General features: G+C 68.5%; 16 protein-coding genes. 13 read left to right on the top strand and 3 right to left on the bottom strand.

Going from position 1 to position 21,868, the window contains the following annotated elements; all coding sequences use genetic code 11:
• On the bottom strand, positions 1-364 hold a 364-nt coding region (locus FKV25_RS00985), incomplete at its 3' end, for a PhzF family phenazine biosynthesis protein (protein WP_141516911.1).
• 195 nt (positions 365-559) lie between these two features.
• Between FKV25_RS00985 and FKV25_RS00980 the strand changes: the two genes are divergently transcribed.
• From FKV25_RS00980 to FKV25_RS00965, 4 genes are all read left to right on the top strand, one after another.
• Positions 560-3,142 carry a bifunctional aspartate kinase/diaminopimelate decarboxylase gene (locus FKV25_RS00980; protein ID WP_246071815.1) on the top strand — a complete coding sequence of 861 codons (2,583 nt, stop codon included), beginning with the start codon at positions 560-562 and terminating at the stop codon, positions 3,140-3,142.
• Positions 3,139-4,542 (top strand): UDP-N-acetyl-alpha-D-muramoyl-L-alanyl-L-glutamate epimerase, encoded by a 1,404-nt coding sequence (gene murL, locus FKV25_RS00975; protein WP_246071813.1) that lies wholly within the window; start codon positions 3,139-3,141, stop codon positions 4,540-4,542. The genes FKV25_RS00980 and murL overlap by 4 nt, the downstream gene beginning before the upstream one ends.
• The gene (gene murD / locus FKV25_RS00970; RefSeq protein WP_141516909.1) at positions 4,523-5,965 is read left to right on the top strand and encodes a UDP-N-acetylmuramoyl-L-alanine--D-glutamate ligase; all 1,443 of its coding nucleotides are present in this window, start codon (positions 4,523-4,525) and stop codon (positions 5,963-5,965) included. The genes murL and murD overlap by 20 nt, the downstream gene beginning before the upstream one ends.
• A gap of 79 nt (positions 5,966-6,044) precedes the next feature.
• Positions 6,045-6,842: a dienelactone hydrolase family protein gene (locus tag FKV25_RS00965; protein WP_141516908.1), complete on the top strand. Its 798-nt coding sequence runs from the start codon at positions 6,045-6,047 to the stop codon at positions 6,840-6,842.
• A 10-nt stretch (positions 6,843-6,852) separates the two neighbouring features.
• Here FKV25_RS00965 and FKV25_RS00960 read toward each other — a convergent pair whose 3' ends face one another.
• Positions 6,853-7,848 (bottom strand): polyprenyl synthetase family protein, encoded by a 996-nt coding sequence (locus tag FKV25_RS00960; RefSeq protein ID WP_141516907.1) that lies wholly within the window; start codon positions 7,846-7,848, stop codon positions 6,853-6,855.
• Between the two features lie 242 nt (positions 7,849-8,090).
• On the opposite strand from FKV25_RS00960, the gene ssb reads away from it, so the two are divergent.
• From ssb to FKV25_RS00925, 7 genes are all read left to right on the top strand, one after another.
• Complete coding sequence (gene ssb, locus FKV25_RS00955; protein WP_141516906.1) at positions 8,091-8,597, top strand: single-stranded DNA-binding protein; 507 nt, start codon at positions 8,091-8,093, stop codon at positions 8,595-8,597.
• A 72-nt stretch (positions 8,598-8,669) separates the two neighbouring features.
• The gene (rfbB, locus tag FKV25_RS00950; protein WP_141516905.1) at positions 8,670-9,722 is read left to right on the top strand and encodes a dTDP-glucose 4,6-dehydratase; all 1,053 of its coding nucleotides are present in this window, start codon (positions 8,670-8,672) and stop codon (positions 9,720-9,722) included.
• A 12-nt stretch (positions 9,723-9,734) separates the two neighbouring features.
• Positions 9,735-10,619 (top strand): glucose-1-phosphate thymidylyltransferase RfbA, encoded by an 885-nt coding sequence (gene rfbA / locus FKV25_RS00945; RefSeq protein WP_141516904.1) that lies wholly within the window; start codon positions 9,735-9,737, stop codon positions 10,617-10,619.
• Entirely contained in the window at positions 10,616-11,173 is a 558-nt protein-coding gene (gene rfbC / locus FKV25_RS00940) for a dTDP-4-dehydrorhamnose 3,5-epimerase (RefSeq protein ID WP_141516903.1), read from the top strand. Before rfbA ends, rfbC begins: the two co-directional genes overlap by 4 nt.
• Positions 11,170-12,054, top strand: coding sequence for a dTDP-4-dehydrorhamnose reductase (gene rfbD / locus FKV25_RS00935; RefSeq protein ID WP_141516902.1), 885 nt, complete (start codon positions 11,170-11,172; stop codon positions 12,052-12,054). The genes rfbC and rfbD overlap by 4 nt, the downstream gene beginning before the upstream one ends.
• Before the next feature lie 101 nt (positions 12,055-12,155).
• Entirely contained in the window at positions 12,156-14,144 is a 1,989-nt protein-coding gene (locus FKV25_RS00930) for an alpha/beta hydrolase family protein (RefSeq protein ID WP_246071811.1), read from the top strand.
• Positions 14,145-14,205: 61 nt separating this feature from the next.
• Positions 14,206-16,203 (top strand): alpha/beta hydrolase family protein, encoded by a 1,998-nt coding sequence (locus FKV25_RS00925; protein WP_425462593.1) that lies wholly within the window; start codon positions 14,206-14,208, stop codon positions 16,201-16,203.
• Between the two features lie 108 nt (positions 16,204-16,311).
• On the opposite strand, the gene FKV25_RS00920 is transcribed toward FKV25_RS00925, so the two are convergent.
• Entirely contained in the window at positions 16,312-18,039 is a 1,728-nt protein-coding gene (locus FKV25_RS00920; RefSeq protein ID WP_246071809.1) for a peptide MFS transporter, read from the bottom strand.
• 202 nt (positions 18,040-18,241) lie between these two features.
• Between FKV25_RS00920 and FKV25_RS00915 the strand changes: the two genes are divergently transcribed.
• Together FKV25_RS00915 and FKV25_RS00910 are read left to right on the top strand one after the other, a co-directional pair.
• Positions 18,242-20,329 carry a S9 family peptidase gene (locus tag FKV25_RS00915; RefSeq protein ID WP_141516900.1) on the top strand — a complete coding sequence of 696 codons (2,088 nt, stop codon included), beginning with the start codon at positions 18,242-18,244 and terminating at the stop codon, positions 20,327-20,329.
• A gap of 162 nt (positions 20,330-20,491) precedes the next feature.
• Positions 20,492-21,754 (top strand): DUF819 family protein, encoded by a 1,263-nt coding sequence (locus FKV25_RS00910; RefSeq protein ID WP_141516899.1) that lies wholly within the window; start codon positions 20,492-20,494, stop codon positions 21,752-21,754.
• The last annotated feature ends 114 nt before the right edge of the window (positions 21,755-21,868 follow it).

Below are 21,868 nucleotides of genomic sequence, written 5' to 3'. Positions count from 1 at the left end.
CGGCGATGCGGCGCTCGCGGCCCGAACCGGTCACGGCCAGTGGCAGCACGCCCGTCGCGCCTTCCTGCCACAGCATGCCGTCGACCGGGGCGGCGATGCCCGCCTGCATCACCACGTGCGCGGTGCCCACGCTGGGGTGACCGGCGAAGGGCACTTCGCGCTGCGGGCTGAACATCCGGATGCGATAGCTCGCGCCGGCTTGCGTGGGCGGGAACACGAAGGTCGTTTCCGGCAGGCGCGTCCAGCGGGCGATCGCCTGCATGGTCGCCGCGTCCAGCCCTTCGGCATCGGGGATCACGCCCAGGGGGTTGCCGGCCCCGGGTCGATGGGCGAAGACGTCCAGCTGGAGATAACGACGGGGCATATCGAAAGAGGGTCCTGGGGCGATGCGGGGGAAGGAGTTCGACTAGAATCGCGGTTTGGCGTCGCTTCGCTGGCGAGGCCAGGCGCCGGCCCGGTGCCGTCCCGAGGGGGATGCTGCCGACCGGTGATTTTAGGGGCTGCGGGCGAAGCGCGCCTGCGCCCATCGAACCTATCCATATAACTCAGAGGCATGGTGGTGGCACAAGGACAGCGTTGGGTCGTACTCAAGTTCGGCGGAACCTCCGTATCGCGCCGCAATCGTTGGGACACCATCGGACGCCTGGCCGCCAAACGCATGGCCGACGACGACGCGCGCGTGCTCGTCGTGGTCTCGGCACTGTCGGGCGTCACCAACGCGCTCACCGCGATCTGCGCCGGCGACGGCATCCCGGCGCGGGTCGAGGCCCTCGTCGAGCGCCACCGCGCGTTCTGCGCCGACCTGGGCCTGGACGCCGACCGCGTCCTGGGCGAGCGCTTCGGCGTGCTGCGCGCGCTGGGCGCCGATCCGCGCGCGGGCGCGCTCGCGCTGGACTGGCAGGCCGAGGTGCTGGCGCAGGGCGAGTTGATGTCGTCCACGCTGGGCGCGGCCTACCTGCGCGCGCAGGGGCACGACGTCGGCTGGTGCGATGCCCGCGACTGGCTCGACGCGGTGTCCCTGCCCAATGCCAGCGAGTGGTCGCAGCGGCTGTCGGTCAACTGCCAGCGCGACGTCGACGCCGGCTTCGGCGAGCGCTTCGCCGCCCAACCCACCGCGATGCTGATCACCCAGGGCTTCATCGCGCGCCATCGCGACGGCAGCACCGCGGTGCTCGGGCGCGGCGGTTCCGACACCTCGGCGGCGTACTTCGGCTGCCTGCTCAAGGCGCAGCGGGTCGAGATCTGGACCGACGTGCCGGGCATGTTCAGCGCCAATCCACGCGAAGTGCCCGATGCGCGACTGCTGACCCGCCTGGACTATGCCGAGGCCCAGGAAATCGCCACCACCGGCGCCAAGGTCCTGCACCCGCGCTCGCTCGGCCCCTGCCGGCACGCCGGCGTGCCGATGGCGATCCTCGACACCGAGCGCCCCGAGTTGCCCGGCACCCGCATCGACAGCGCGGCGGCGACGTTGCCCGGCGTCAAGGCGATCAGCCGCCGCAACGGCATCGTGCTGGTGTCGATGGAAAGCGTCGGCATGTGGCAGTCGGTCGGCTTCCTGGCCGACGTGTTCGAGCGTTTCCGCCGCCATGGCCTCTCGGTGGACCTGATCGGTTCGGCCGAAACCAACGTCACCGTGTCGCTGGACCCCAGCGAGAACCTGGTCAGCACCAACGTGCTCGAGGCGCTGTCGGCCGACCTGGAGGAAATCTGCCGGGTCCGGGTCATCGTCTCCTGCGCCGCGATCACCCTGGTCGGCCGTGGCATGCGTTCGATGCTGCACAAGCTCTCGGGCGTCTGGGCCGCGTTCGGCAAGGAGCGCGTGCACCTGATCTCGCAGTCCTCCAACGACCTCAACCTGACCTTCGTCATCGACGAGGCCGATGCCGACGGCATGCTGCCGTTCCTGCACGCCGAGCTGATCGACAGCGGCGCGATGCCGGTGCACGAGACCGGGGTCTTCGGGCCGCGCTGGCGCGAGATCGAGGGGCAGCTGCGGCCCAAGCCCACGCCCTGGTGGATCGGCGAGCGCAGTCGCCTGCTGGCGTTGGCGGATGGTCCGACCCCGCGCTACGCCTACCACCTGCCGACGGTGCGCGAACGCGCCCGCCAGCTCGCCGCGATCGAGGCGATCGATCGCCGGTACTACGCGATCAAGGCCAATTCCCACCCGGAGATCCTCAAGGCGCTGGTCGCCGAGGGCTTCGGGCTGGAGTGCGTGTCGCTGGGCGAGTTGCGGCACGTGTTCGCGGTCCTGCCGGCCATGGATCCGGCACGGGTGCTGTTCACCCCCAGCTTCGCCCCGCGCGAGGAATACGAAGCCGCGCTCGGGATGGGCGTCACCGTCACCCTCGACAACGTCGAGGCGCTGCACAACTGGCCCGACGTGTTCCGCGGCCGGCGGTTGTGGCTGCGCATCGACCTGGGCTTCGGCGACGGCCACCACGAAAAGGTCACCACCGGCGGCAAGACCTCCAAGTTCGGGCTGGCGGCCGGCCGCGTCGACGAGTTCGTGGAGGCCGCGCGCGCGCTCGGCATCGGCATCGTCGGCGTGCACGCGCACCTGGGCAGCGGCGTGGAGACGCGCGCGCACTGGCGACAGATGTACGACGACCTGGCCGGCTTCGCGCGCCGGATCGGCACGGTGGAAGTGCTGGACATCGGCGGCGGCCTGCCGATCCCGTACGGTGCCGACGACGAGCCCTTCGACCTGCGCGACTGGGCCGAGGGGCTGGCCGAGGTCAAGGCCATCCATCCGGCGTTCCAGCTCACGATCGAACCCGGGCGCTTCCTCGTCGCCGAGGCCGGCGTGCTGCTCTCGCGCGCCACCCAGGTGGTGGAGAAGGACGGCATCCGCCGCGTCGGCCTGGACGCGGGCATGAACGCCCTGGTGCGGCCGGCGCTCTACGATGCCTGGCATGAGATCGTGAACCTGCAACGCCTGGACGCGGCGAAGGACGGCGTGTTCGACGTCGTCGGACCGATCTGCGAATCCAGCGACGTGTTCGGCCACCGCGTGCAGTTGCCCGCCGGCACCGCGCCCGGCGACGTGATGCTGGTCGCCGACGCCGGCGCCTATGGCATGAGCATGGCCAGTACCTACAACCTGCGGGCCTTGCCGGCCGAGGACGTGATTGAATGAGTGACACCGTGGACAAACCGGCCAGCGGATCCTGGAAGTTCCAGCGCGACGCGATCCAGGCCTTCCGATTCGTGCGCTGCGAGCTTGATGCCGATACCGGCGTCGCGCGCCTGGTCTATGCCTTCGACGATGGCCCCGAGATGGTCGAGACCGTCACCGTGCCCGGCGCGCCGTTCGCGCTCGATGGCGAACGGGCGCAGGCCGTGGAGCAGGCGCTGCGGCTGCTGCACCTGGTCGCGGGCGTGAGTTACTACAAGGCCGCGGTGCCGCGCGAGATCCGCATCGAGGGATACGACATCGACGCGGTCACCGCCGCGCTGCTGGACGACATCTACCTCAATGGCCTGGGCGAGTTCGCCTACCGCAACGGGCTGGACCTGCACGGGCACGTCCGCTTCCCGGCGGCCGGCGCCGCGCGCGAGCGGGCCCCCGCGCTCGGCCTGCGCCGGCATGCGCTCGTCGCGATCGGCGGCGGCAAGGACTCGCTGGTGAGCATCGAAGCCCTGCGCAGCGTCGGCGTCGAGCAGACCGTCAGCTGGATCGGCGGCTCGCAGTTGATCCGCGCCTGCGCCGAACGCACCGGCCTGCCCACGCTCAACATCGGGCGCGCGCTGGCCCCGGCCCTGTTCGAGTACAACCGGCAGGGCGCGTGGAACGGACACATCCCGGTGACGGCGGTGAACTCGGCGATCCTGGTCCTGGCCGCGCTGCTGCGCGGGGTCGACCAGGTGGTCTTCTCGAACGAGCGCTCGGCCAGCTACGGCAGCCTGATCCTCGCGCCCGACGGCACCGTCACCAGCGAGGTCAACCACCAGTGGTCCAAGGGCTGGGCCTTCGAGAAGGCCTTCGGCGAGCACGTCGAGCGCCATCTTGCCGCCGACCTGTCGTACTACTCGCTGCTGCGTCCGCTCAGCGAACTCGCGGTGGCGCGCCAGTTCGCGCGTGGCGACCGCTACGACGGCCATTTCTCCAGTTGCAACCGCAACTTCCACATCCTCGGCGAGCGACCGGCGAACCGCTGGTGCGGCGTCTGCCCCAAGTGCCATTTCGTGTTCCTGGCGCTGGCACCGTTCATGCCCAAGACGCGACTGGTCGGCATCTTCGGCCGCAACCTGCTCGACGACCCGGCGCAGACCGCCGGCTACGACGCCCTGCTCGAGTTCCGCGAACACAAGCCCTTCGAATGCGTGGGCGAGGGGCGCGAGTCCCGCGCCGCGATGGCCTGCCTGGCCACGCGCGCGGAATGGCGTGGCGATGCGCTGGTGGAGCGCTTCAGTCGCGAGATCCTCCCGCAACTGGAGGCCGGGGCCCTGCGCATCGAGCCCTTGCTGGTACCCGACCAGGCGCATCGGATCCCGGCGCCGTTGGCGGAGCGCCTGGATGCGTATTTCGCAGCTTGAGTCGCTCGTCGCCGCCGGCGGCCGCCTGGCCCTGTGGGGCTGGGGGCGCGAAGGCCGCGCCACCCACGCCGCGCTGCGGGCGAGCGCCACGCGTTTCGGCGCGGTCAACGACGCCCCCCTGCCGCTGACGGTGCTGTGCAACGCGGACGAGCGCGAGGGCATCCTCGCCCTCGGGGACCCGGCGTTGCAGGTCGAGATCGATGTGGACGCCGAACGCCTGTCGCGCTTCGACCTGGTGGTGAAATCGCCGGGGATCAGCCCGCACCGTCCCGAGGTGATCGCCGCCCGGGCCGCCGGCACGCGCTTCACCGGCGCCACCGCGATCTGGTTCGCCGAGCATGCTTCGGACACGGGCATCGTGGCCCATGCCGTATGCGTGACCGGCACCAAGGGAAAGAGCACCACCACCGCCCTGCTGGCGCACCTGCTGAGGGCCGGGGGGCACCGTACCGCGCTGGCCGGCAACATCGGCATGCCGCTTCTCGAGCTGCCCGCGCACGTGCCGGTGCCGGCCTTCTGGGCGATCGAGCTGTCGAGCTACCAGACCGGCGACGTCGCCGACAGCGGCGCGCGCCCCGATGTCGCGGTGGTGACCAACATCTTCCCCGAGCACCTCGACTGGCACGGCTCGGAAGCGCGCTACGTCGAGGACAAGCTGCGCCTGGTGACCGACGCGCGGCCGCGGATCGCCGTGCTCAATGCCGCCGACCCGCGCCTGTCGCGCCTCTCCCTGCCCGATAGCGAGGTCCACTGGTATGGCGACGCGCGCGGCTGGCACCTGCGCGACGACATGCTCTGCCATGGCGAGGCGCGAATCCTCGATACCGCCGGCCTGCCGTTGCCGGGGCGCCACAACCGCAGCAACCTCTGCGCGGTCCTCGCCGCGATCGACGCGCTGGGCCTGGACGCACGCGCCCTGGCGCCGGCCGCCACGGATTTCCAGCCGCTGCCGCATCGCCTGCAGTCGCTGGGCGTGCACGATGGCATCGAATACGTCAATGACTCCATCAGCACCACCCCGCATGCCACGCTGGCGGCGCTGGATTGTTTCCGTGACCGCCGCGTCGCGGTGCTCGTCGGCGGGCACGACCGCGGCATCGACTGGGATGACTTCGCCGACGCGATGGCGGTGCAGGCGCCGCGCGTGATCGTGGCGATGGGGCAGAACGGGCCGCGGATCGCCGCCCGGCTGGCCGGGCCCGCTGCCGGCGGGCGCTTCCAGCTGGTCCAGGCGGAGGCCCTGGCCGACGCAATGGCCGTGGCCGCCCGCGCACTGGAGGGGGAGGGCGTGGTGCTGCTCTCGCCCGGCGCGCCGAGCTTCGGCCCGTTCCGCGACTACGTCGATCGCGGCCGGCGCTTCGCGGCCCTGGCCGGATTCGACCCCGAGCGCATCAGCACGATCCAGGGCCTGGGCATCCACTGAGGCCGTCCCGTCGGGTACATCCACCCGACGCTCGCGCCGGCCGCGCTATCCTCGGGCTTCCTTCGCCCGGAGACGTCCCATGCGCCGCATCCTCCTCACCCTTGCGGTCTCGCTCGCCACCCTGCCGGCCGTGGCCGCGATCCAGCAGGCGCCGCTGGAGTGGGAGAGCGGCGGCAAGACCTTCAGTGGCGTGCTCCTCTACGACGATGCCGGCGATGCCCGGCCGGGCGTGTTGATGGTGCCGAACTGGATGGGCGTGACCGATGCCGCGATCGCCCAGGCGCGCGATGTCGCCGGCGCCGGCTACGTGGTCCTGGTCGCCGACATGTACGGCAAGGGCATCCGGCCTGCCGACAGCGACGAGGCGCGCAAGCAGGTGCAGGCCGTGTTCGCCGATGGCGGCGTGACCGCCCGGGAGCGCGCGGGCGATGCCCTGGCGGCCCTGCGTGGCCAGGCCGGCGCCCTGCCGCTCGACCCCGGGCGCGTCGCCGCGATCGGCTACTGCTTCGGTGGCACGGTCGCGCTGGAGATGGCGCGCGCGGGCGCCGACGTCGATGGCGTGGTCAGTTTCCACGGCGGCCTGGGCTCGTCTGCGCCAGCCAGTGCGCAGTCGCCGGTCGCCACCTCGGTCCTGGTCCTCAACGGCGCCGACGACACGTCGGTGCCGGACGAGGCCATCCTCGCGTTCCAGGAGGAGATGGACGCCGCGGGGGCCGACTGGCAACTGGTCAATTTCAGTGGCGCGGCCCACTGCTTCACCCATCCCGAGGATGCCGGCAAGACCGGCAACTGCCGCTACGACGCCCGCTCGGCCCGGCGTGCCTTCGAGATGATGCGCGACTTCCTCGGCGAGCGGTTCCAGGCTCCCGGAGGTTGAGCCGCGGGGCTCAGTGGTCGCGGCTGACCGCGTAGCGCGCCAGTCCCCGCAGGGCGGCAACGTACGGGTTGTCGGCCAGTCCCGACAAGCGGGCCTCGGCGGCGTCGGCATACGCGGCGGCGCGGCCGCGGCTGTAGCCGAGGCTGTCGTGGGCCCGGATCGCGTCGAGCACCTCGGGCAGTGCGTCGCTGTCGCCGTGTTCGATCGCCTCGCGCAGGCGCTGGCGCGTGGCGCCATCGGCATGGGCCATCGCGTGGATCAGGGGCAGGGTGGCCTTGCCCTCGGCGAGGTCGTCGCCCAGGTTCTTGCCCAGGGTGTCGGCATCGGAGGCGTAGTCGAGCACGTCGTCGGCGATCTGGAAGGCGTAGCCCAGCTGCAGGCCATAGTCGTGAAGCGCGTCGCACGTGGTCGCGTCGGCGCCGGCGATGAGGGCGCCCAGGCGCGTCGCGGCGGCGAACAGCACCGCGGTCTTGCGCTCGATGACACGCAGGTAGGCGGCCTCGTCGGTGTCGGGGTTGCGCACGTGCAGCAGCTGCAGCACCTCGCCCTCGGCGATGCGGTTGGTGGTGTCGGCGAGGATGCGCATGACCTCCATCCGGTCGAGCTCGACCATCAACTGGAAGCTGCGCGAATACAGGAAGTCGCCGACCAGGACGCTGGCGGCGTTGCCCCAGACCGCATTGGCCGTGCGGCGGCCACGGCGCAGGTCGGATTCGTCGACCACGTCGTCATGGAGCAGGGTCGCGGTGTGGATGAACTCCACCACGGCCGCGAGCTGGTGCGCGTCCGGCCCGCGGTGGCCCAGGGCGCCGGCGGCCAGCAGGAGCAACATCGGCCTCAGGCGCTTGCCCCCGGCGCCGACGATGTACTCGGCGACCTGGTTGATCAGCACCACGTCCGACGCCAGGCGACGGCGGATCAGCGCGTCGACCGCGCCCATGTCCTCCCGGGCGAGCGACTGGATGGCGGCGAGGTCCGGCGACGCGGCCTGGGCTTGGACTGACATGGAATTCCGCTGGCGTGGAGTCGGCGGATTATAAGCCGTGTGGTCCACGCGACGGGGCGTCGCGCTGGCGCCGGATGGCGCGTGACGGGGAAGCGCGAAGCCCTGGGCCAGCGGCGATTCAGGAAAGTCCTACAGTGCGGCAGGCGTCCGCCTGATGGCGCGGGAGGGGAGGGTATACTGCAATGTCGGTCCCCGGTGGCACGAGCGGGGACATTCCCGGACTTCAAATTAGGACCCATCCCATGGCACGCGGCATCAACAAGGTGATCCTGGTCGGCAACCTCGGCAACGACCCCGAAATGAAATACACGCAGGGCGGCATGGCCATCTGCACCCTCAGCGTCGCGACCAGCAGCGTGCGCAAGGATCGCGAGGGCAACAGCCAGGAGCGGACGGAGTGGCACCGGGTCAAGCTGTTCGGGAAGCTCGGCGAGATCGCCGGCGAGTACCTGCGCAAGGGGCGGCAGGTCTACATCGAAGGCTCCATCCGCTACGACAAGTTCACCGGCCAGGACGGCGTGGAGAAGTACTTCACCGACATCATCGCCGACGAGATGCAGATGCTCGGTGGCGGCGGAGAGGGCGGTGGCGGTGCTGGCAGTGGCGGTGGCGGTCGCGGCGAATATCGCGGTGGCGGCGATCGTCCGTCCGCGCCGCGCCAGCAGGCATCGCAGCCGCGCCGCGAGGCGCCCCCGGCCAAGTCGAACGACTTCGCCGACGATTTCGCGGACGACGACATCCCGTTCTGATACCCAGCTGTAACACGGGCCCGTCATCAACGACGGGTTTCGTCCCGATCCCGTTGCATTGGAGTTGAGCGAGTGCCTACCTGGCTTGTGACCGGCGGAGCCGGCTTTATTGGCGGTAATTTCGTACTTGGCGCGGTCTCGCGCGGCGTGAAGGTCGTCAACCTCGACGCCCTGACCTATGCGGGCAACCTGGACACGCTGCGCGGCCTGGACGGCAACGCCGACCACGTGTTCGTGCAGGGCGACATCGGCGACCGGAGTCTCGTCGAGCGCCTGCTCGCCGAGCACCGGCCCGACGCGATCGTCAACTTCGCGGCCGAAAGCCACGTCGACCGTTCAATCGACGGTCCCGGGGCGTTCGTCCAGACCAATGTCGTCGGCACCCTGGCGCTGCTCGAGTGCGCGAGGGACTACTGGAAGGGCCTGGAAGGTGCGCGGCGCGATGGGTTCCGCTTCCTGCACGTGTCGACGGACGAGGTCTACGGCAGCCTGGGCGACTCCGGACGGTTCACCGAGACGACGCCGTACGCACCCAACTCCCCGTATTCCGCTTCCAAGGCCGCCTCCGACCATCTTGTACGCGCGTTCCACCACACCTATGGGCTGCCGGTCCTGACGACCAACTGCTCGAACAATTACGGCCCCTACCAGTTCCCCGAGAAGCTCATTCCACTCGTCATCGCCAAGGCCCTGGCTGGCGAGCCGATCCCGGTGTATGGCGACGGCCTGAACGTGCGCGACTGGCTGTTCGTCGAGGACCATTGCGCTGCGATCGAACGCGTGCTCGAGAAGGGGCGTCCCGGCGAGACCTACAACGTGGGCGGCAACGCCGAGCGCGAGAACCTCGTGGTGGTAAGGACGATCTGCCGCCTGCTCGACGAACGCCGTCCCCTGGGGGATGGCCGCTCGCGCGAATCACTGGTCACCTTCGTGGCCGATCGCCCCGGGCATGACCGGCGCTACGCGATCGACGCGGGCAAGATTCGCGACGAACTCGGCTGGGAGCCGTCACTCGGCTTCGACGAGGGCATGGCCCGCACGGTCGACTGGTATCTCGACAACGCCGACTGGGTCAAGCGCGTCCTCGACGGCAGCTACCGGCTCGAACGCATCGGCCAGGGCTGAGGGAGGCGACGCATGGCACGCAAGGGCATCATCCTTGCAGGCGGCTCCGGCACCCGCCTGTACCCGATCACCCAGGCCGTCAGCAAGCAATTGCTGCCGATCTACGACAAGCCGATGATCTACTACCCGCTCAGCGTGCTGATGCTTGCGGGCATCCGCGACGTGCTGATCATCAACACGCCGCACGAGCAGCCGCTGTTCCAGCACCTGCTTGGCGATGGATCCCAGTGGGGCATGAACCTTGAGTACGCCGCGCAGCCGAGCCCGGACGGCCTGGCCCAGGCCTTCCTGATCGGGCGTGACTTCCTCGGCGGCCAGCCGAGCTGCCTGGTCCTGGGCGACAACATCTTCCACGGCCCCGGCCTGACCGCCCTGCTCAGGCGCGCGGATGCGCGCGAAGAAGGCGCGACGGTGTTCGGCTACTGGGTCAGGGATCCCGAGCGCTATGGGGTCGCCGAGTTCGACGACCAGGCGCGCGTCGTCAGCCTCGAAGAGAAGCCCGCCAAGCCGCGCTCCAACTACGCGGTCACCGGCCTGTATTTCTACGACGGCCGCGCCAGCGACATCGCCGCCGAGCTCAAGCCCTCGCCGCGGGGGGAGCTCGAGATCACCGACCTCAACAAGCGTTACCTGGCATCGGGGCAACTGCACCTGGAGCAGCTGGGCCGGGGCTATGCCTGGCTCGACACGGGTACCCACCAGTCCATGCTCGAGGCCAGCAACTACATCGAGACGATCGAGGCGCGGCAGGGCCTGCGCGTGTGCTGCCCGGAAGAGATCGCCTGGAACAACGGCTGGATCAGCGATGCCGACCTCGCCGAGCTCGCCAGGCCCCTGTCCAAGAACGGCTATGGCGAGTACCTGATGGGGCTGGCCAAGCGGGGGTTCGTGCCATGAAAGTCATCGAGACCGGCCTGCCCGGATGCCTGGTGATCGAACCCCAGGTGTTCGGCGACGAACGTGGCTTCTTCTTCGAGTCGTTCAACCACGACAAGCTCGCCGCGCACGGGCTGTCGCCCGCGTTCGTCCAGGGCAACGTGTCCTCCTCGAGCCGTGGCGTGCTGCGCGGGCTCCACTACCAGTGGCCCAATCCCCAGGGCAAGTATGTCTCGGTCGTGCAGGGCGAGGTCTGGGACGTCGCGGTCGACATCCGGCGTGGCTCCCCGCACTTCGGCGAGTGGACCGCGGTGCACCTGAGCGCGGACAACAAGCGCCACTTCTGGATCCCGGAAGGCTTCGCGCATGGCTTCGTCACGCTGAGCGAGCGCGCGGTGTTCACTTACCTGTGCACCGCCACCTACGATGGCGATGCCGACGCGGGCGTCCGCTGGGACGACCCGTCGCTGGCCATCGACTGGCCGGTGGCCGAGCCGTTGTTGTCGCCCAAGGACGCGCGGGCCCCGTTGCTGTCGGGGATCGACGAGAACCGCTTGCCGGTCTTCATGCCATGAAGTCGCTGGTGTTCGGCGCCAACGGCCAGGTTGGCCAGGCATTGCTGCACAGCCTTGCACCGCTGGGAGCGGTCGTCGCGGCGACCCGCGATGGCGAGCTTGTCGGCGGTGGTCGCTGCGAGTCGGTGGACCTGGCCAATGGCACCGGGATCGGTTCCCTCATCGAGCGCGTGCGGCCCGACGTGGTGGTCAATGCCGCGGCCTACACGGCCGTCGACAAGGCCGAGCAGGAGCCCGACCTGGCATTCCGGATCAACGCCGAGGCGCCCGCCGCCATGGCCCGCGAGTGCCAGCGCCTGTCCATTCCGTTGGTCCACTATTCCACCGACTACGTGTTCGATGGCCGCGGCCACCGGCCCTACACCGAGGCCGACGACACCGACCCGTTGGGCGTGTATGGCGAGAGCAAGCGCGCCGGCGAGGTTGCCCTGGAGGAAAGCGGCGCCCGTTACCTCGTGCTCCGCACCGCCTGGGTCTATGGCCTGCATGGCCACAATTTCCTCAAGACCATGCTCCGCCTGGGCGCCGAGCGCGACGAGCTTCGAATCGTGGCCGACCAGGTCGGCTCGCCCACCCCTGCATGGCTGATCGCCGATGCCACGGCGCGGATACTCGACCAGGGGCTCAAGTCGAGTGGTGTCCGTCATCTCACCGCGCAAGGCCAGGGCAGCTGGTTCGACTTCGCCTCCGCGATCATGGAGCTCGCGGTGGCGTCCGGTCGCCTGGCGCGACGCCCGGCGCTGGTTCCGATCGCCACCTCGGAATACCCGACCCCCGCCCACAGACCCGCCTATTCCGTCCTCGATACCGCAGGCCTGAGGGCCGAATACGGACTGGAATTGCCGGAGTGGCGGCAGGCCCTTGCCGCGACACTGGCCTGAATCCCGGTTTTTTGCGGCAGTGCCCGATGCCTTTCGCGGGCAAGCTGGGATAATCTCGGCCTGGGGAGTATCTGTTCGTCAACAATTGGGGATAGGGGAAAATGAAGAAGTATCTTGTTGCGGCCTTGTTGCTGCTGACGGGCCCGGTCATGGCCGAGGCGCCCATTCCGGTCGAAGATTTCGTCCGCCACGCGACCTACAGCACCGTGAAGATCTCGCCTGACGGCGAGTACCTGGCCATGACGGTGGATCGCGAGGGCCAGGACGTGCTCACCGTCCTGAGGACGAAGGACCTGGGGGTCGTCAACGTCAACCAGCTGCCGAACGAGAAGAGCGTGGGCAGCTTCTACTGGGTCAGCGCGAACCGCTTGATGTTCAACTCGATCCGGAAGGTCGGCCGCTACGCCCAGCCGTTCGGGACCGGCGAGTGGTACGGGGTGAATGCCGACGGTAGCCAGCCGCGTCCCCTGGTCTTCCGTGGCACGCGCGGTGCGACCGAGCGCGGCAAGCAGGTCGGGAATGAGAGCTTCAGCCTGCTCGACACGCTGAAGGACGATCCCGACAACGTCATCATGTCAGTGAACTATCCGCGCTCCTCCGAAGGCGCCGGCACCGAAGTCGTCCTCTTCGACGTGATCTCGGCGCGCCGCAAGTCCCTGGGCAGGGCGCCCCGCGAAAACTGCTCGATCGCGCTGGACCACGACAAGTCCGTGCGCTATGCCGTGTGCTACGACGACGAGGATGCGGAAGGCAACTTCGACACCCACAATGAGCTCTACGAGCGACAGGCGGACGGCAGCTGGACCCTGCTCAACAGCTCCAAGTCGTCCGGCAAGCGCCTCAGCGTGCTGGGCACGTCCGGTGATGGCCGCATCTACGCGACCGAAAGCGACGGCAAGGGCACCGAGGCATTCGGCATCATCGACCCGGCAACGGGCGGTTTCAAGCGCTTGTTCCACGATCCGGTGTCGGATCCCTCGGGCTACGTGGTCGCGACCGACAACGAGACCATCCTCGGTGTGATCACCATGCCGGGCGCACCCCGGGTGACGATGGTCGAGGAGTCGCACCCCGACGCCGAGCTGTATGCCTCGCTGGCGGCCTCGTTCCCCGGGCGCTTCGTGGACTTTTCGAGCGCCACCCGCGACGGCAACCAGGTCATCGTCTCGGTGTACAGCGACAGCGACCCGGGTGAGCTGTACCTCTACGACCGCGAGGCGGGCAAGGCGCGCTTCCTGATGCGCAACCGCAGCTGGCTCGATCCGTCCAGGATGGCCTCGGTCAAGTCCTTTGCGATGAAGAGTCGCGATGGACTCACCTTGTACGGCTACCTGACGATCCCGAAGGGGTCCGACGGCCGCGACATGCCGATGATCGTCAATCCCCACGGCGGGCCGATGGGGCCGCGCGACAGCTGGGGCTTCAACAGCGAAGCGCAGATGTTCGCCAGCCGCGGGTATGCGGTGCTGCAGGTCAATTTCCGTGGCTCGGGTGGCTTCGGCAAGGGCTTCGAGGACATGGCGTACGGCCAGTGGGACACCGGCATCATGAATGACATCCTCGATGCCACCCACTGGGCGATCAACGAGGGCTACGCCGACAAGGACCGCATCTGCATCTATGGGGCCAGCTTCGGTGGTTATGCATCGATGATGGCGCCCGCGCGCGAGCCTGGCCTGTACAGCTGCGCATTCGGTTATGTCGGTGCCTACGACGCCGAGATCCAGATGACCAAGAGCGACACCAGCGACCGCGAGGGCGGGCGTCGTTACCTCTATCGGGCCCTGGGCGCCACCAAGGAAGAGCGCAGCGCGATGTCGCCGGTCAACCACGCCGACAAGATCACCCTGCCGGTGTACCTCGCCGCCGGCGCACGCGACGCGCGTTGCCCGCCGGAAAACACCGAGGCCATGAGCGCCGCCCTCACGGCGGCAGGCAACCCGCCGGAAGGCATGATCATCCAGTCGGGCGAAATGCACGGCTTCTACAAGGAAGAGAACAACCTCCGGCTCTACACCGAGATGCTGGCGTTCTTCGACCGCCATATCGGTGGGAAGTCGAACGTCGGCGACCCCGCCGCGAGCGAGTGAGTCTGTGGGCTTGACATCGCCGTGGACGCAGGTCCACGGCAATTCGAAAAGGACGGACAACATGATCAAGCAACGCAAGGCGTTGATGCTGGGCCTGGCAATGGCATGCCTGGGCGCACCCGTGGCGAATGCGGTAAACCTGGATGCCTACGTGAAGCGGGACAGCTTCTCGGACATCAAGATATCGCCGAATGGCGACTACTACGCGGCCACGGTGCTGCTGGAGGATCGCACCGCGCTGGTGGTCCTCGATCGCGAGACGCTCGAGGTCACGGGTAACTTCACCCTTCAGAAGAACACCCATGTGATCGATTTCAACTGGGTGAATCCCGAGCGCGTCGTCATCAGCACCGCGCGCAAGTTCGGCATGCTGGCCAGCCCCCAGCCCGACGGCAACCTGTACGCGATCAATGCCGATGGCAGTCGCGCGGAAATCCTCGCCGGGCAGTCCGTGACGAGCGCGGGGCCGGGGACCACCATCCAGCCCAAGAAGGTCGAGGCCGTTGCCGCCTTCCTGGTCGATGACCTGCCGGACGAGGACCGCTACGTCGTCGCGTCGATCACGCCGTTCACGAGCGAGCCCTACACGCGCGCGGACCGCCTGGACGTCATGACCGGCCGGCGCGTGCGGCTGGCGGCGGCGCCGGTCCGCAACGCGACGATGAAGACCGACAACCAGGGCGAAGTGCGTTTCGCGATGGGCTCGGGCGTCGACAACGTCCGCAAGCTGTTCTATCGCTCGAGGCCGGGCGCCGAGTGGGAGCTGATCCGCAGCGAAGGCACCGATGGCCTGTTCGAGCGCCCCATCGGCTTCTCCCGGGACGACAGCGTCGCGTACTTCATCGCCGAACGGGCGCAGGGTCCCGACGCGATCGTCGCCTACGACGTCGGCCAGTGGGACAAGCCGCGAGAGCTCCTGCGAGACGCCGCGGTGGACCCGGCCGGGATCATCTACGCCAACAACTCGCGCGAGCCGATCGGTGCGCGGTTCATGTCGGGCCGGGTGCGCACCGAGTTCTTCGACCCCGACTCCGCGGACGCCCGCCTGCAGAAGAGCCTGGAGGCGGCGTTCGCCGGCCATGGCGTCAGCGTGACGTCCCAGACCAGCGACGGGCGGCTCGCCCTCGTCCAGGTATGGAGCGACACGTCGCCGGGCGACTACTACCTGTTCGATACCGTCGCCAAGAAGGCCTCGCACGTGGTCAGTCGCGCGCAATGGATCGATCCGGAGCAGATGGCCGAAAAGAAGCCCGTGGTCATCCAGTCCCGCGACGGACTGCCCCTGCATGGCTACCTGACCTTGCCCAGGGGTTCGGGCGGCAAGAACCTGCCCACGATCGTGCACCCGCACGGCGGGCCCTTCGACGTTCGTGACAACTGGGGCTTCGACCCGGACGTGCAGATGCTGGCCGATGCCGGCTACGCCGTGTTGCAGGTCAACTTCCGTGGCTCCGGCGGCTACGGACGCGCATTCGAGAACGCCGGCGCCCGCCAATGGGGCCGGGCGATGCAGGACGACGTGACCGACGCGACGCGCTGGGCCATCGAACAGGGCCATGCCGATCCCGCGCGGATCTGCATTTACGGCGCCAGTTATGGCGCCTACGCTTCGTTGATGGGTGCCGCCAGGGAGCCGGGCCTGTACAAGTGCGCCGCGGGTTACGTCGGCGTCTATGACCTGCCGACCATGCACACGGACGGCGATATCCAGGAGCGCGGTTCGGGCGAGACCTATCTGAACGATTGGATCGGGCCGCGCGAGCAGTTGGCCGCGGTATCGCCCAACCGGATGGCCGACAAGATCAAGGTCCCGGTGTTCCTGGCCGCCGGCGGCGAAGACGAGCGGGCGCCCATCCAGCACACCGAGATGATGGAGCGTGCGCTCAAGCAGGCCGGCGTGCCGGTCGAATCGCTCTACTATCGCGAGGAGGGGCATGGCTTCTACAAGGAAGAAAACCGTCGCGAGTTCTACACGCGCCTGCTCGCCTTCTTCGCCCGGAGCCTGGGCGGCGAGCTCGCGACCACCGGCCCAGCGTCGGAGGGCTCCGCCGGCAAGTGATCGGGGTTCCCGACCGCGCCGTCACGTCGCGTTGATCGCAGCGATCTGGACAAAGGAGAAGGGCGCCCGGCGGGGCGCCCTTTTTTGTGTGCCGTGTGGTGCGGGCGGCTACTTGACGCCGTGCATCCAGCGCTTGGCCAGGGGCGTGAGCAGCAGGAACACGATGCCCGAGCCGATGCCGACCCAGACCATCAGCCAGAAGAGGTCCGAGTACTTGCTGGCGGCCTCGGCCATGTCGAGGGTGGCGCCTTCGGCCAGCTCGATCGAGGCCAGCTTGCCGAAGCCCGCCGCCAGCACTTCCGAATAGGCCGTGGCCAGCCAGAAAGCGCCCATCATCAGGCCCACGACGCGGGCGACCGACAACTGGGTGACGGCGGACAGGCCGATCGGCGACAGGCACATCTCGCCGATCTCCAGCACGAAGTACGCCAGCACCAGCCACCACACGCTGGCCATGGCGTCGCTGGCGCCGGCGTACTGGGCGGCGGCGACCATCGGCAGGAAGGCGAGGCCGGCGAACACCAGGCCGATACCCATCTTGGCCGGCTTGCTGGGGTTGAGCCCCCGCTTCTCCAGCCACGGCCAGAACCAGGAAAAGACCGGGGCCAGCACGACGATGAAGAACGCGCCCAGGAAGGTCAGCGAGCCCGCGGTCTGCTTGACCAGCACGATGTCGTGCGCGATCGCCACGAACAGGCCGACGCCCATCAGCACCACCAGGCCCTTGGCGACGTCGCCGCGGCCGCGGTCGCTGGCCATCAGCGCGGCGATCATCAGCGGCGGGCTCGCCGCCAGCGCATAGACCGCCCAGGGCAGGGCGGGGACATAGGCGTTGTCGGCCGCGCCGAACAGGTCCTTGGTCAGCAGTCGGTCGGTGAACGTGACCCAGGAGCCGTAGGTCTGCTCATAGAGCGTGAAGAAGATCAGTACGCCGATGATCAGCAGGACCAGGGTGATCATCTGCTGGCGCTGCACGGTGTTGCACCGGGTGACGAGGAAATGGACGAACCAGATCGCGAGCAGGAGGGCGATGATGTGCATCGCGCCGTGCACGGTCCAGGTGCGCTGGATCAGCTGCCACACGATGGCGACGCCGCCCAGGCTCCCCAGGTAGATCCACCACTCGCGGCTGAGCGGACCGACGCGTTCGCGCAGCCTGTCCGGGTCGTTGGGCTCGGCGTGGCCATGCAGGTACTTCTGGCCCCATACGAACATCACCAGTCCGGCGAGCATGCCGACACCGGCGGCACCGAAGCCATAACTCCAGCCGTAGGTCTCGCCCAGGAAGGCGCAGATGAGCGACGCGAAGAGGGCGCCGACGTTGATCCCCGCGTAGAAGAGGGTGAAGCCCGAATCGCGGCGTGGATCGTTTTCCGGATACAGGCGGCCGACGATGGTGGATATGTTCGGCTTCAGGAAGCCCACTCCCATGATGATCAGCGCCAGCGAGAGGTAGAACACCTGCAATGCGCCTTCGTCACGGACCACCTCGCCGGCGACGATGCGTGCCTGCTCGCCCTCGAAGGCCATGCCGACATGCCCCAGTACCAGCAGGATGCCGCCCAGCAGCACCGCCTTGCGCATGCCCAGGTAGCGGTCCGCGAGCAGGCCGCCGATGACCGGGATCGCGTAGACCAGGCCGCCGTAGGCACCGAGCAGGTCGTAACCGGCATCGTCGCCGAACAGGTGGTACTTCAGCAGGTACAGCAGCAGGAGGGCCTTCATCCCGTAAAAGGAGAAACGCTCCCACATCTCGGTGAAGAAACAGACGAACAGGCCTTTGGGATGGCCCAGGAACTGGTCGCGGTCGTGCGCGACGGTGGGGGGTGCAGCCACGGGACACCTTGCGCCGGACAATGCTCGACCGATTATAGCGAGCCGCCGCGGGCGCGCCGCGCGCCCGCCGCGATGACATCCCCCGCCGCCGGGATGCTGTGCCGCAACATCGAAAGCGGCCATCGCTGGCATGACCCCCGGCCTTTGCCCCGGCGCGCGAGCCGGCCTACCATCGGGGACTTTCGTCCTGTCGGAGTCGTCCATGGTCCTGCGTCACGCCTTACTCCCGCTGCTGGTCGCCGCAGCCTCGTCGGCCACCGGATTCGGCGCCCATGCCGCCGAACGCGGCTTCGGCGTGCGCGACATGGCCGGGCTCGACCGCTACTCGTCGCCGGTGTTGTCGTCCAATGGCCGCCACCTGGTGTTCGCCAAGCGCGTTGCCGACCTGGAGGCCAACAGCGCCACGACCGGCCTGTGGATCGAGGACCTGTTCGCCCGCGACGCGGCGCCGCCGGTGCGCCTGACTCCCGAAGGCTGGAACGTGAACTCGCCGGCCTTCGCGCCCGATGGCCGGACGGTCTATTTCCTCAGCGGGAAGTCGGGGTCCTCGCAGCTGTATGCGATCGATGCCAGCGGCGGCACCCCGAGGCAGGTCACCGACCTGCCGGTCGACGTCGGCGGCTTCAGGCTCTCGCCCAGCGGCGACCGCGTGGCGCTCAACGTCGAGGCCTTCCCCGACTGCGCCAGCGACTTGGCGTGCACTGCCGGCCGGCTGGAGACTCGCGAGGCGTCCAAGCAGAGCGGCGTCGTCTACGACCGCATGTTCGTGCGCCACTGGGACGCCTGGAACGACGGCCGCCTCAACCGCGTCTTCGTCGCGCCGCTGGGCAAGGGACTGGTGAAGACCGCCACCCTGGTCGGCGCCGACCTGGTCGCCGACGTGCCCTCGCGGCCCTTCGGCGACAGCAGTGAGTACACCTGGGCGCCCGACGGGCAGACGCTGGTGATGAGCGCGCGCCTGGCCAATGCCGGCGAACCCTGGTCGACCAACTTCGACCTCTACCAGGTCGCCGCCGATGGCTCGGGCAGTGCGAAGAACCTGACCGCGGCGAACAAGGCCTGGGACACCGGGGCGACCTTCAGCGCCGATGGCGGCACCCTCTACTACATGGCGATGAAGCGCCCGGGCTTCGAGGCCGACCGCTTCGGCCTGATGGCCATGGACATGGCGAGTGGCGCCACCCGCGAGATCGCCCCCGACTGGGACCGTTCCGCCGGTGGCATCACCCTGTCGGCCGATGGCCAGACGATCTACACCGCCGTGCAGGACATGGGCGAGCACCCGCTTTACGCGGTCGAGCTCGCCAGCGGCCAGGCACGCAAGCTCGTCGGCGATGGCAGCGTGTCCTCGGTCCAGCTCGCCGGACAGACGCTGGCGTTCACCCGCAACAGCCTCAAGACCGGAGACGTCATCTACACCGCCACCCCCGAAGGCACGTCGCTTCGCGCGATCACGCCGTCGGCGGGCGAGATGCTGGGCGACGTCAGCTTCGGCGACTTCGAGCAGTTCAGCTTCAAGGGCTGGAACAACGACACCGTGCATGGCTACGTGGTCAAGCCCTGGAACTACCAGGAAGGCCGAACCTATCCGGTCGCCTTCCTCATCCATGGCGGCCCGCAGGGCAGCTTCGGCAACGGCTGGAGCTACCGCTGGAACCCGCAGACCTACGCGGGCCAGGGCTATGCGGTGGTGATGATCGATTTCCACGGCTCGACCGGCTACGGCCAGGCCTTCACCGACGCCATCAGCGGGCATTGGGGCGACCGTCCGCTGGAAGACCTGCAGAAGGGCTGGGCCGCGGCACGCGCCAAGTACGACTTCCTCGACGGCGACAAGGCCTGCGCGCTGGGTGCCAGTTACGGCGGTTACATGGTCAACTGGATCGCGGGGAACTGGTTTGATGAAGCCGGTCGCTCGCCCTGGAAGTGCCTGGTTTCGCACGACGGCGTGTTCGACCAGCGGATGATGGGCTACGCGACCGAAGAACTGTGGTTCACCGAATGGGAGAACGGCGGCACGCCGTACGAGAACCCCGAGGGCTACGAGAAGTTCAACCCGGTCAACCACGTCAAGGACTGGAAGGTGCCGATGCTCGTGATCCACGGCCAGCTGGACTACCGCATCCCGGTCGAGCAGGGCCTGGGCGTGTTCACCGCGCTGCAGCGCCAGGGCATCGAGTCGAAGTTCCTCTATTTCCCCGACGAGAACCATTGGGTGCTCAAGCCGCAGAACAGCGTGCAGTGGCACGATACGGTCAACGCCTGGCTGGAGCAGCACATCGGCGACTGACGCTGCATCCCCCGGGCATGCGTCGCGCCACCGGCGTCGACGCATGGCATCGGACGCCATGCCCGTGTCCCATTCGCCTCCCGCCCGCCCGGGGAGGCAGTGACAAGGCGAGCGCCGCGGGCGCTCGCCTTGTCGACATCCTGACCGATAACGGGAGCCCCCATGGCCGCCGCCACAGATCCGACCACCAGTGCCGCCCTGATCACCAACGACGCCGTCGTCATGGGCCTGCTGGCCATCACCCTGGGGGCCATCTTCTGGACCTCATCGCGTCCCGATGGCTTCTGGAAGAAGTTCTACACCTACATCCCCGCGCTTTTGCTGTGCTACCTGATCCCGGCGATCTACAACAGCATCGGCCTGATCGATGGCAACGCCTCGGGCCTGTATCCCGTCGCACGGGACTACCTCCTGCCCAGCGCACTGGTGCTGCTGTGCGTCGCCATCGACCTCGGCGCGATCCTGCGGCTGGGACCCAAGGCGGTGATCATGTTCCTGACCGGCACGGTGGGCGTCATGCTGGGGGCGATCGTCTCGTTCGTCGTCATGGGGGTCGTGCACCCGGAGACCGTGGCGGGCGACACCTGGCGCGGCATGACCACGGTGGCCGGCAGCTGGATCGGCGGCGGTGCCAACCAGGCGGCGATGAAGGAAGTGTTCGAGGTGGACAGCGACCTGTTCGGCCAGTTCATCGCGGTCGACGTGCTGGTGGCCAACGTGTGGATGGCGATCCTGCTGTTCCTGGCCGCGCGTTCGGAGGCCTTCGACCGCTGGACGCGCGCGGATACCTCGGCGATCGAGGACATGAAGCGGCGCATCGAGGCCTACCAGGCCGAGCACTCGCGCATTCCCAGCCTCACCGACCTGATGATCATCCTCGCGGTGGGATTGGGTGCGACGGGCCTGGCGCACTTCCTCGCCGATCCGCTGGTGGCCTGGATCGGCACCCTGCCGGCGGAGTGGCGGCTGGCCGACTACAGCCTGACCTCCGGCTTCTTCTGGATGGTGGTCTTCGCGACCACCATCGGCCTGGCGCTGAGCTTCACCCGGGCACGGACGCTGGAAGGCGCCGGCGCGTCGAAGGTGGGCTCGGCGATGCTGTACGTGCTGGTGGCGACGATCGGCATGCACATGGACATCGGCGCGCTGCTGGACAAGCCCGGTCTCTTCGCCCTCGGGCTGATCTGGATCAGCGTGCACGCTGGCCTGCTGCTGCTGGTGGCCAAGCTGATCCGCGCGCCACTGTTCTTCATGGCGGTCGGCTCGCAGGCCAATGTCGGCGGCGCGGCGTCCGCGCCGGTCGTCGCCAGTGCCTTCCATCCGGCGCTGGCCCCGGTGGGCGTGCTGCTGGCGGTGCTCGGCTACGCGCTGGGAACCTACTGCGCGTACATCACCGGGCAGATGTTGCGCATCGTGGCGACTTGAGCGGAAATTTCATGTTGCAGCGCAAAACCCGCGGGCGCGCGCTGCAACTTTAGTCGCAATGCACGGATAGCGGGGCGCTGTCGACTTCCAATCCCGCCGCCGAGGTTCCATCCT

It is taken from the genome of Marilutibacter aestuarii, assembly GCF_006546775.1.
GTDB classification, from domain to species: Bacteria; Pseudomonadota; Gammaproteobacteria; order Xanthomonadales; family Xanthomonadaceae; genus Marilutibacter; species Marilutibacter aestuarii.
The sequence above is the reverse complement of the archived record's forward strand: the minus strand, read 5'-3'. Positions and strand labels throughout refer to the sequence as shown.

Coding starts and splice junctions, on each gene's coding strand:
- murL (WP_246071813.1), top strand. CDS start 3,139: ATGAGTGACACCGTGGACAAACCGGCCAGCGGATCCTGGAAGTTCCAG.
- murD (WP_141516909.1), top strand. CDS start 4,523: ATGCGTATTTCGCAGCTTGAGTCGCTCGTCGCCGCCGGCGGCCGCCTG.
- FKV25_RS00965 (WP_141516908.1), top strand. CDS start 6,045: ATGCGCCGCATCCTCCTCACCCTTGCGGTCTCGCTCGCCACCCTGCCG.
- FKV25_RS00960 (WP_141516907.1), bottom strand. CDS start 7,848: ATGTCAGTCCAAGCCCAGGCCGCGTCGCCGGACCTCGCCGCCATCCAG.
- ssb (WP_141516906.1), top strand. CDS start 8,091: ATGGCACGCGGCATCAACAAGGTGATCCTGGTCGGCAACCTCGGCAAC.
- rfbA (WP_141516904.1), top strand. CDS start 9,735: ATGGCACGCAAGGGCATCATCCTTGCAGGCGGCTCCGGCACCCGCCTG.
- rfbC (WP_141516903.1), top strand. CDS start 10,616: ATGAAAGTCATCGAGACCGGCCTGCCCGGATGCCTGGTGATCGAACCC.
- rfbD (WP_141516902.1), top strand. CDS start 11,170: ATGAAGTCGCTGGTGTTCGGCGCCAACGGCCAGGTTGGCCAGGCATTG.
- FKV25_RS00930 (WP_246071811.1), top strand. CDS start 12,156: ATGAAGAAGTATCTTGTTGCGGCCTTGTTGCTGCTGACGGGCCCGGTC.
- FKV25_RS00925 (WP_425462593.1), top strand. CDS start 14,206: ATGATCAAGCAACGCAAGGCGTTGATGCTGGGCCTGGCAATGGCATGC.
- FKV25_RS00915 (WP_141516900.1), top strand. CDS start 18,242: ATGGTCCTGCGTCACGCCTTACTCCCGCTGCTGGTCGCCGCAGCCTCG.
- FKV25_RS00910 (WP_141516899.1), top strand. CDS start 20,492: ATGGCCGCCGCCACAGATCCGACCACCAGTGCCGCCCTGATCACCAAC.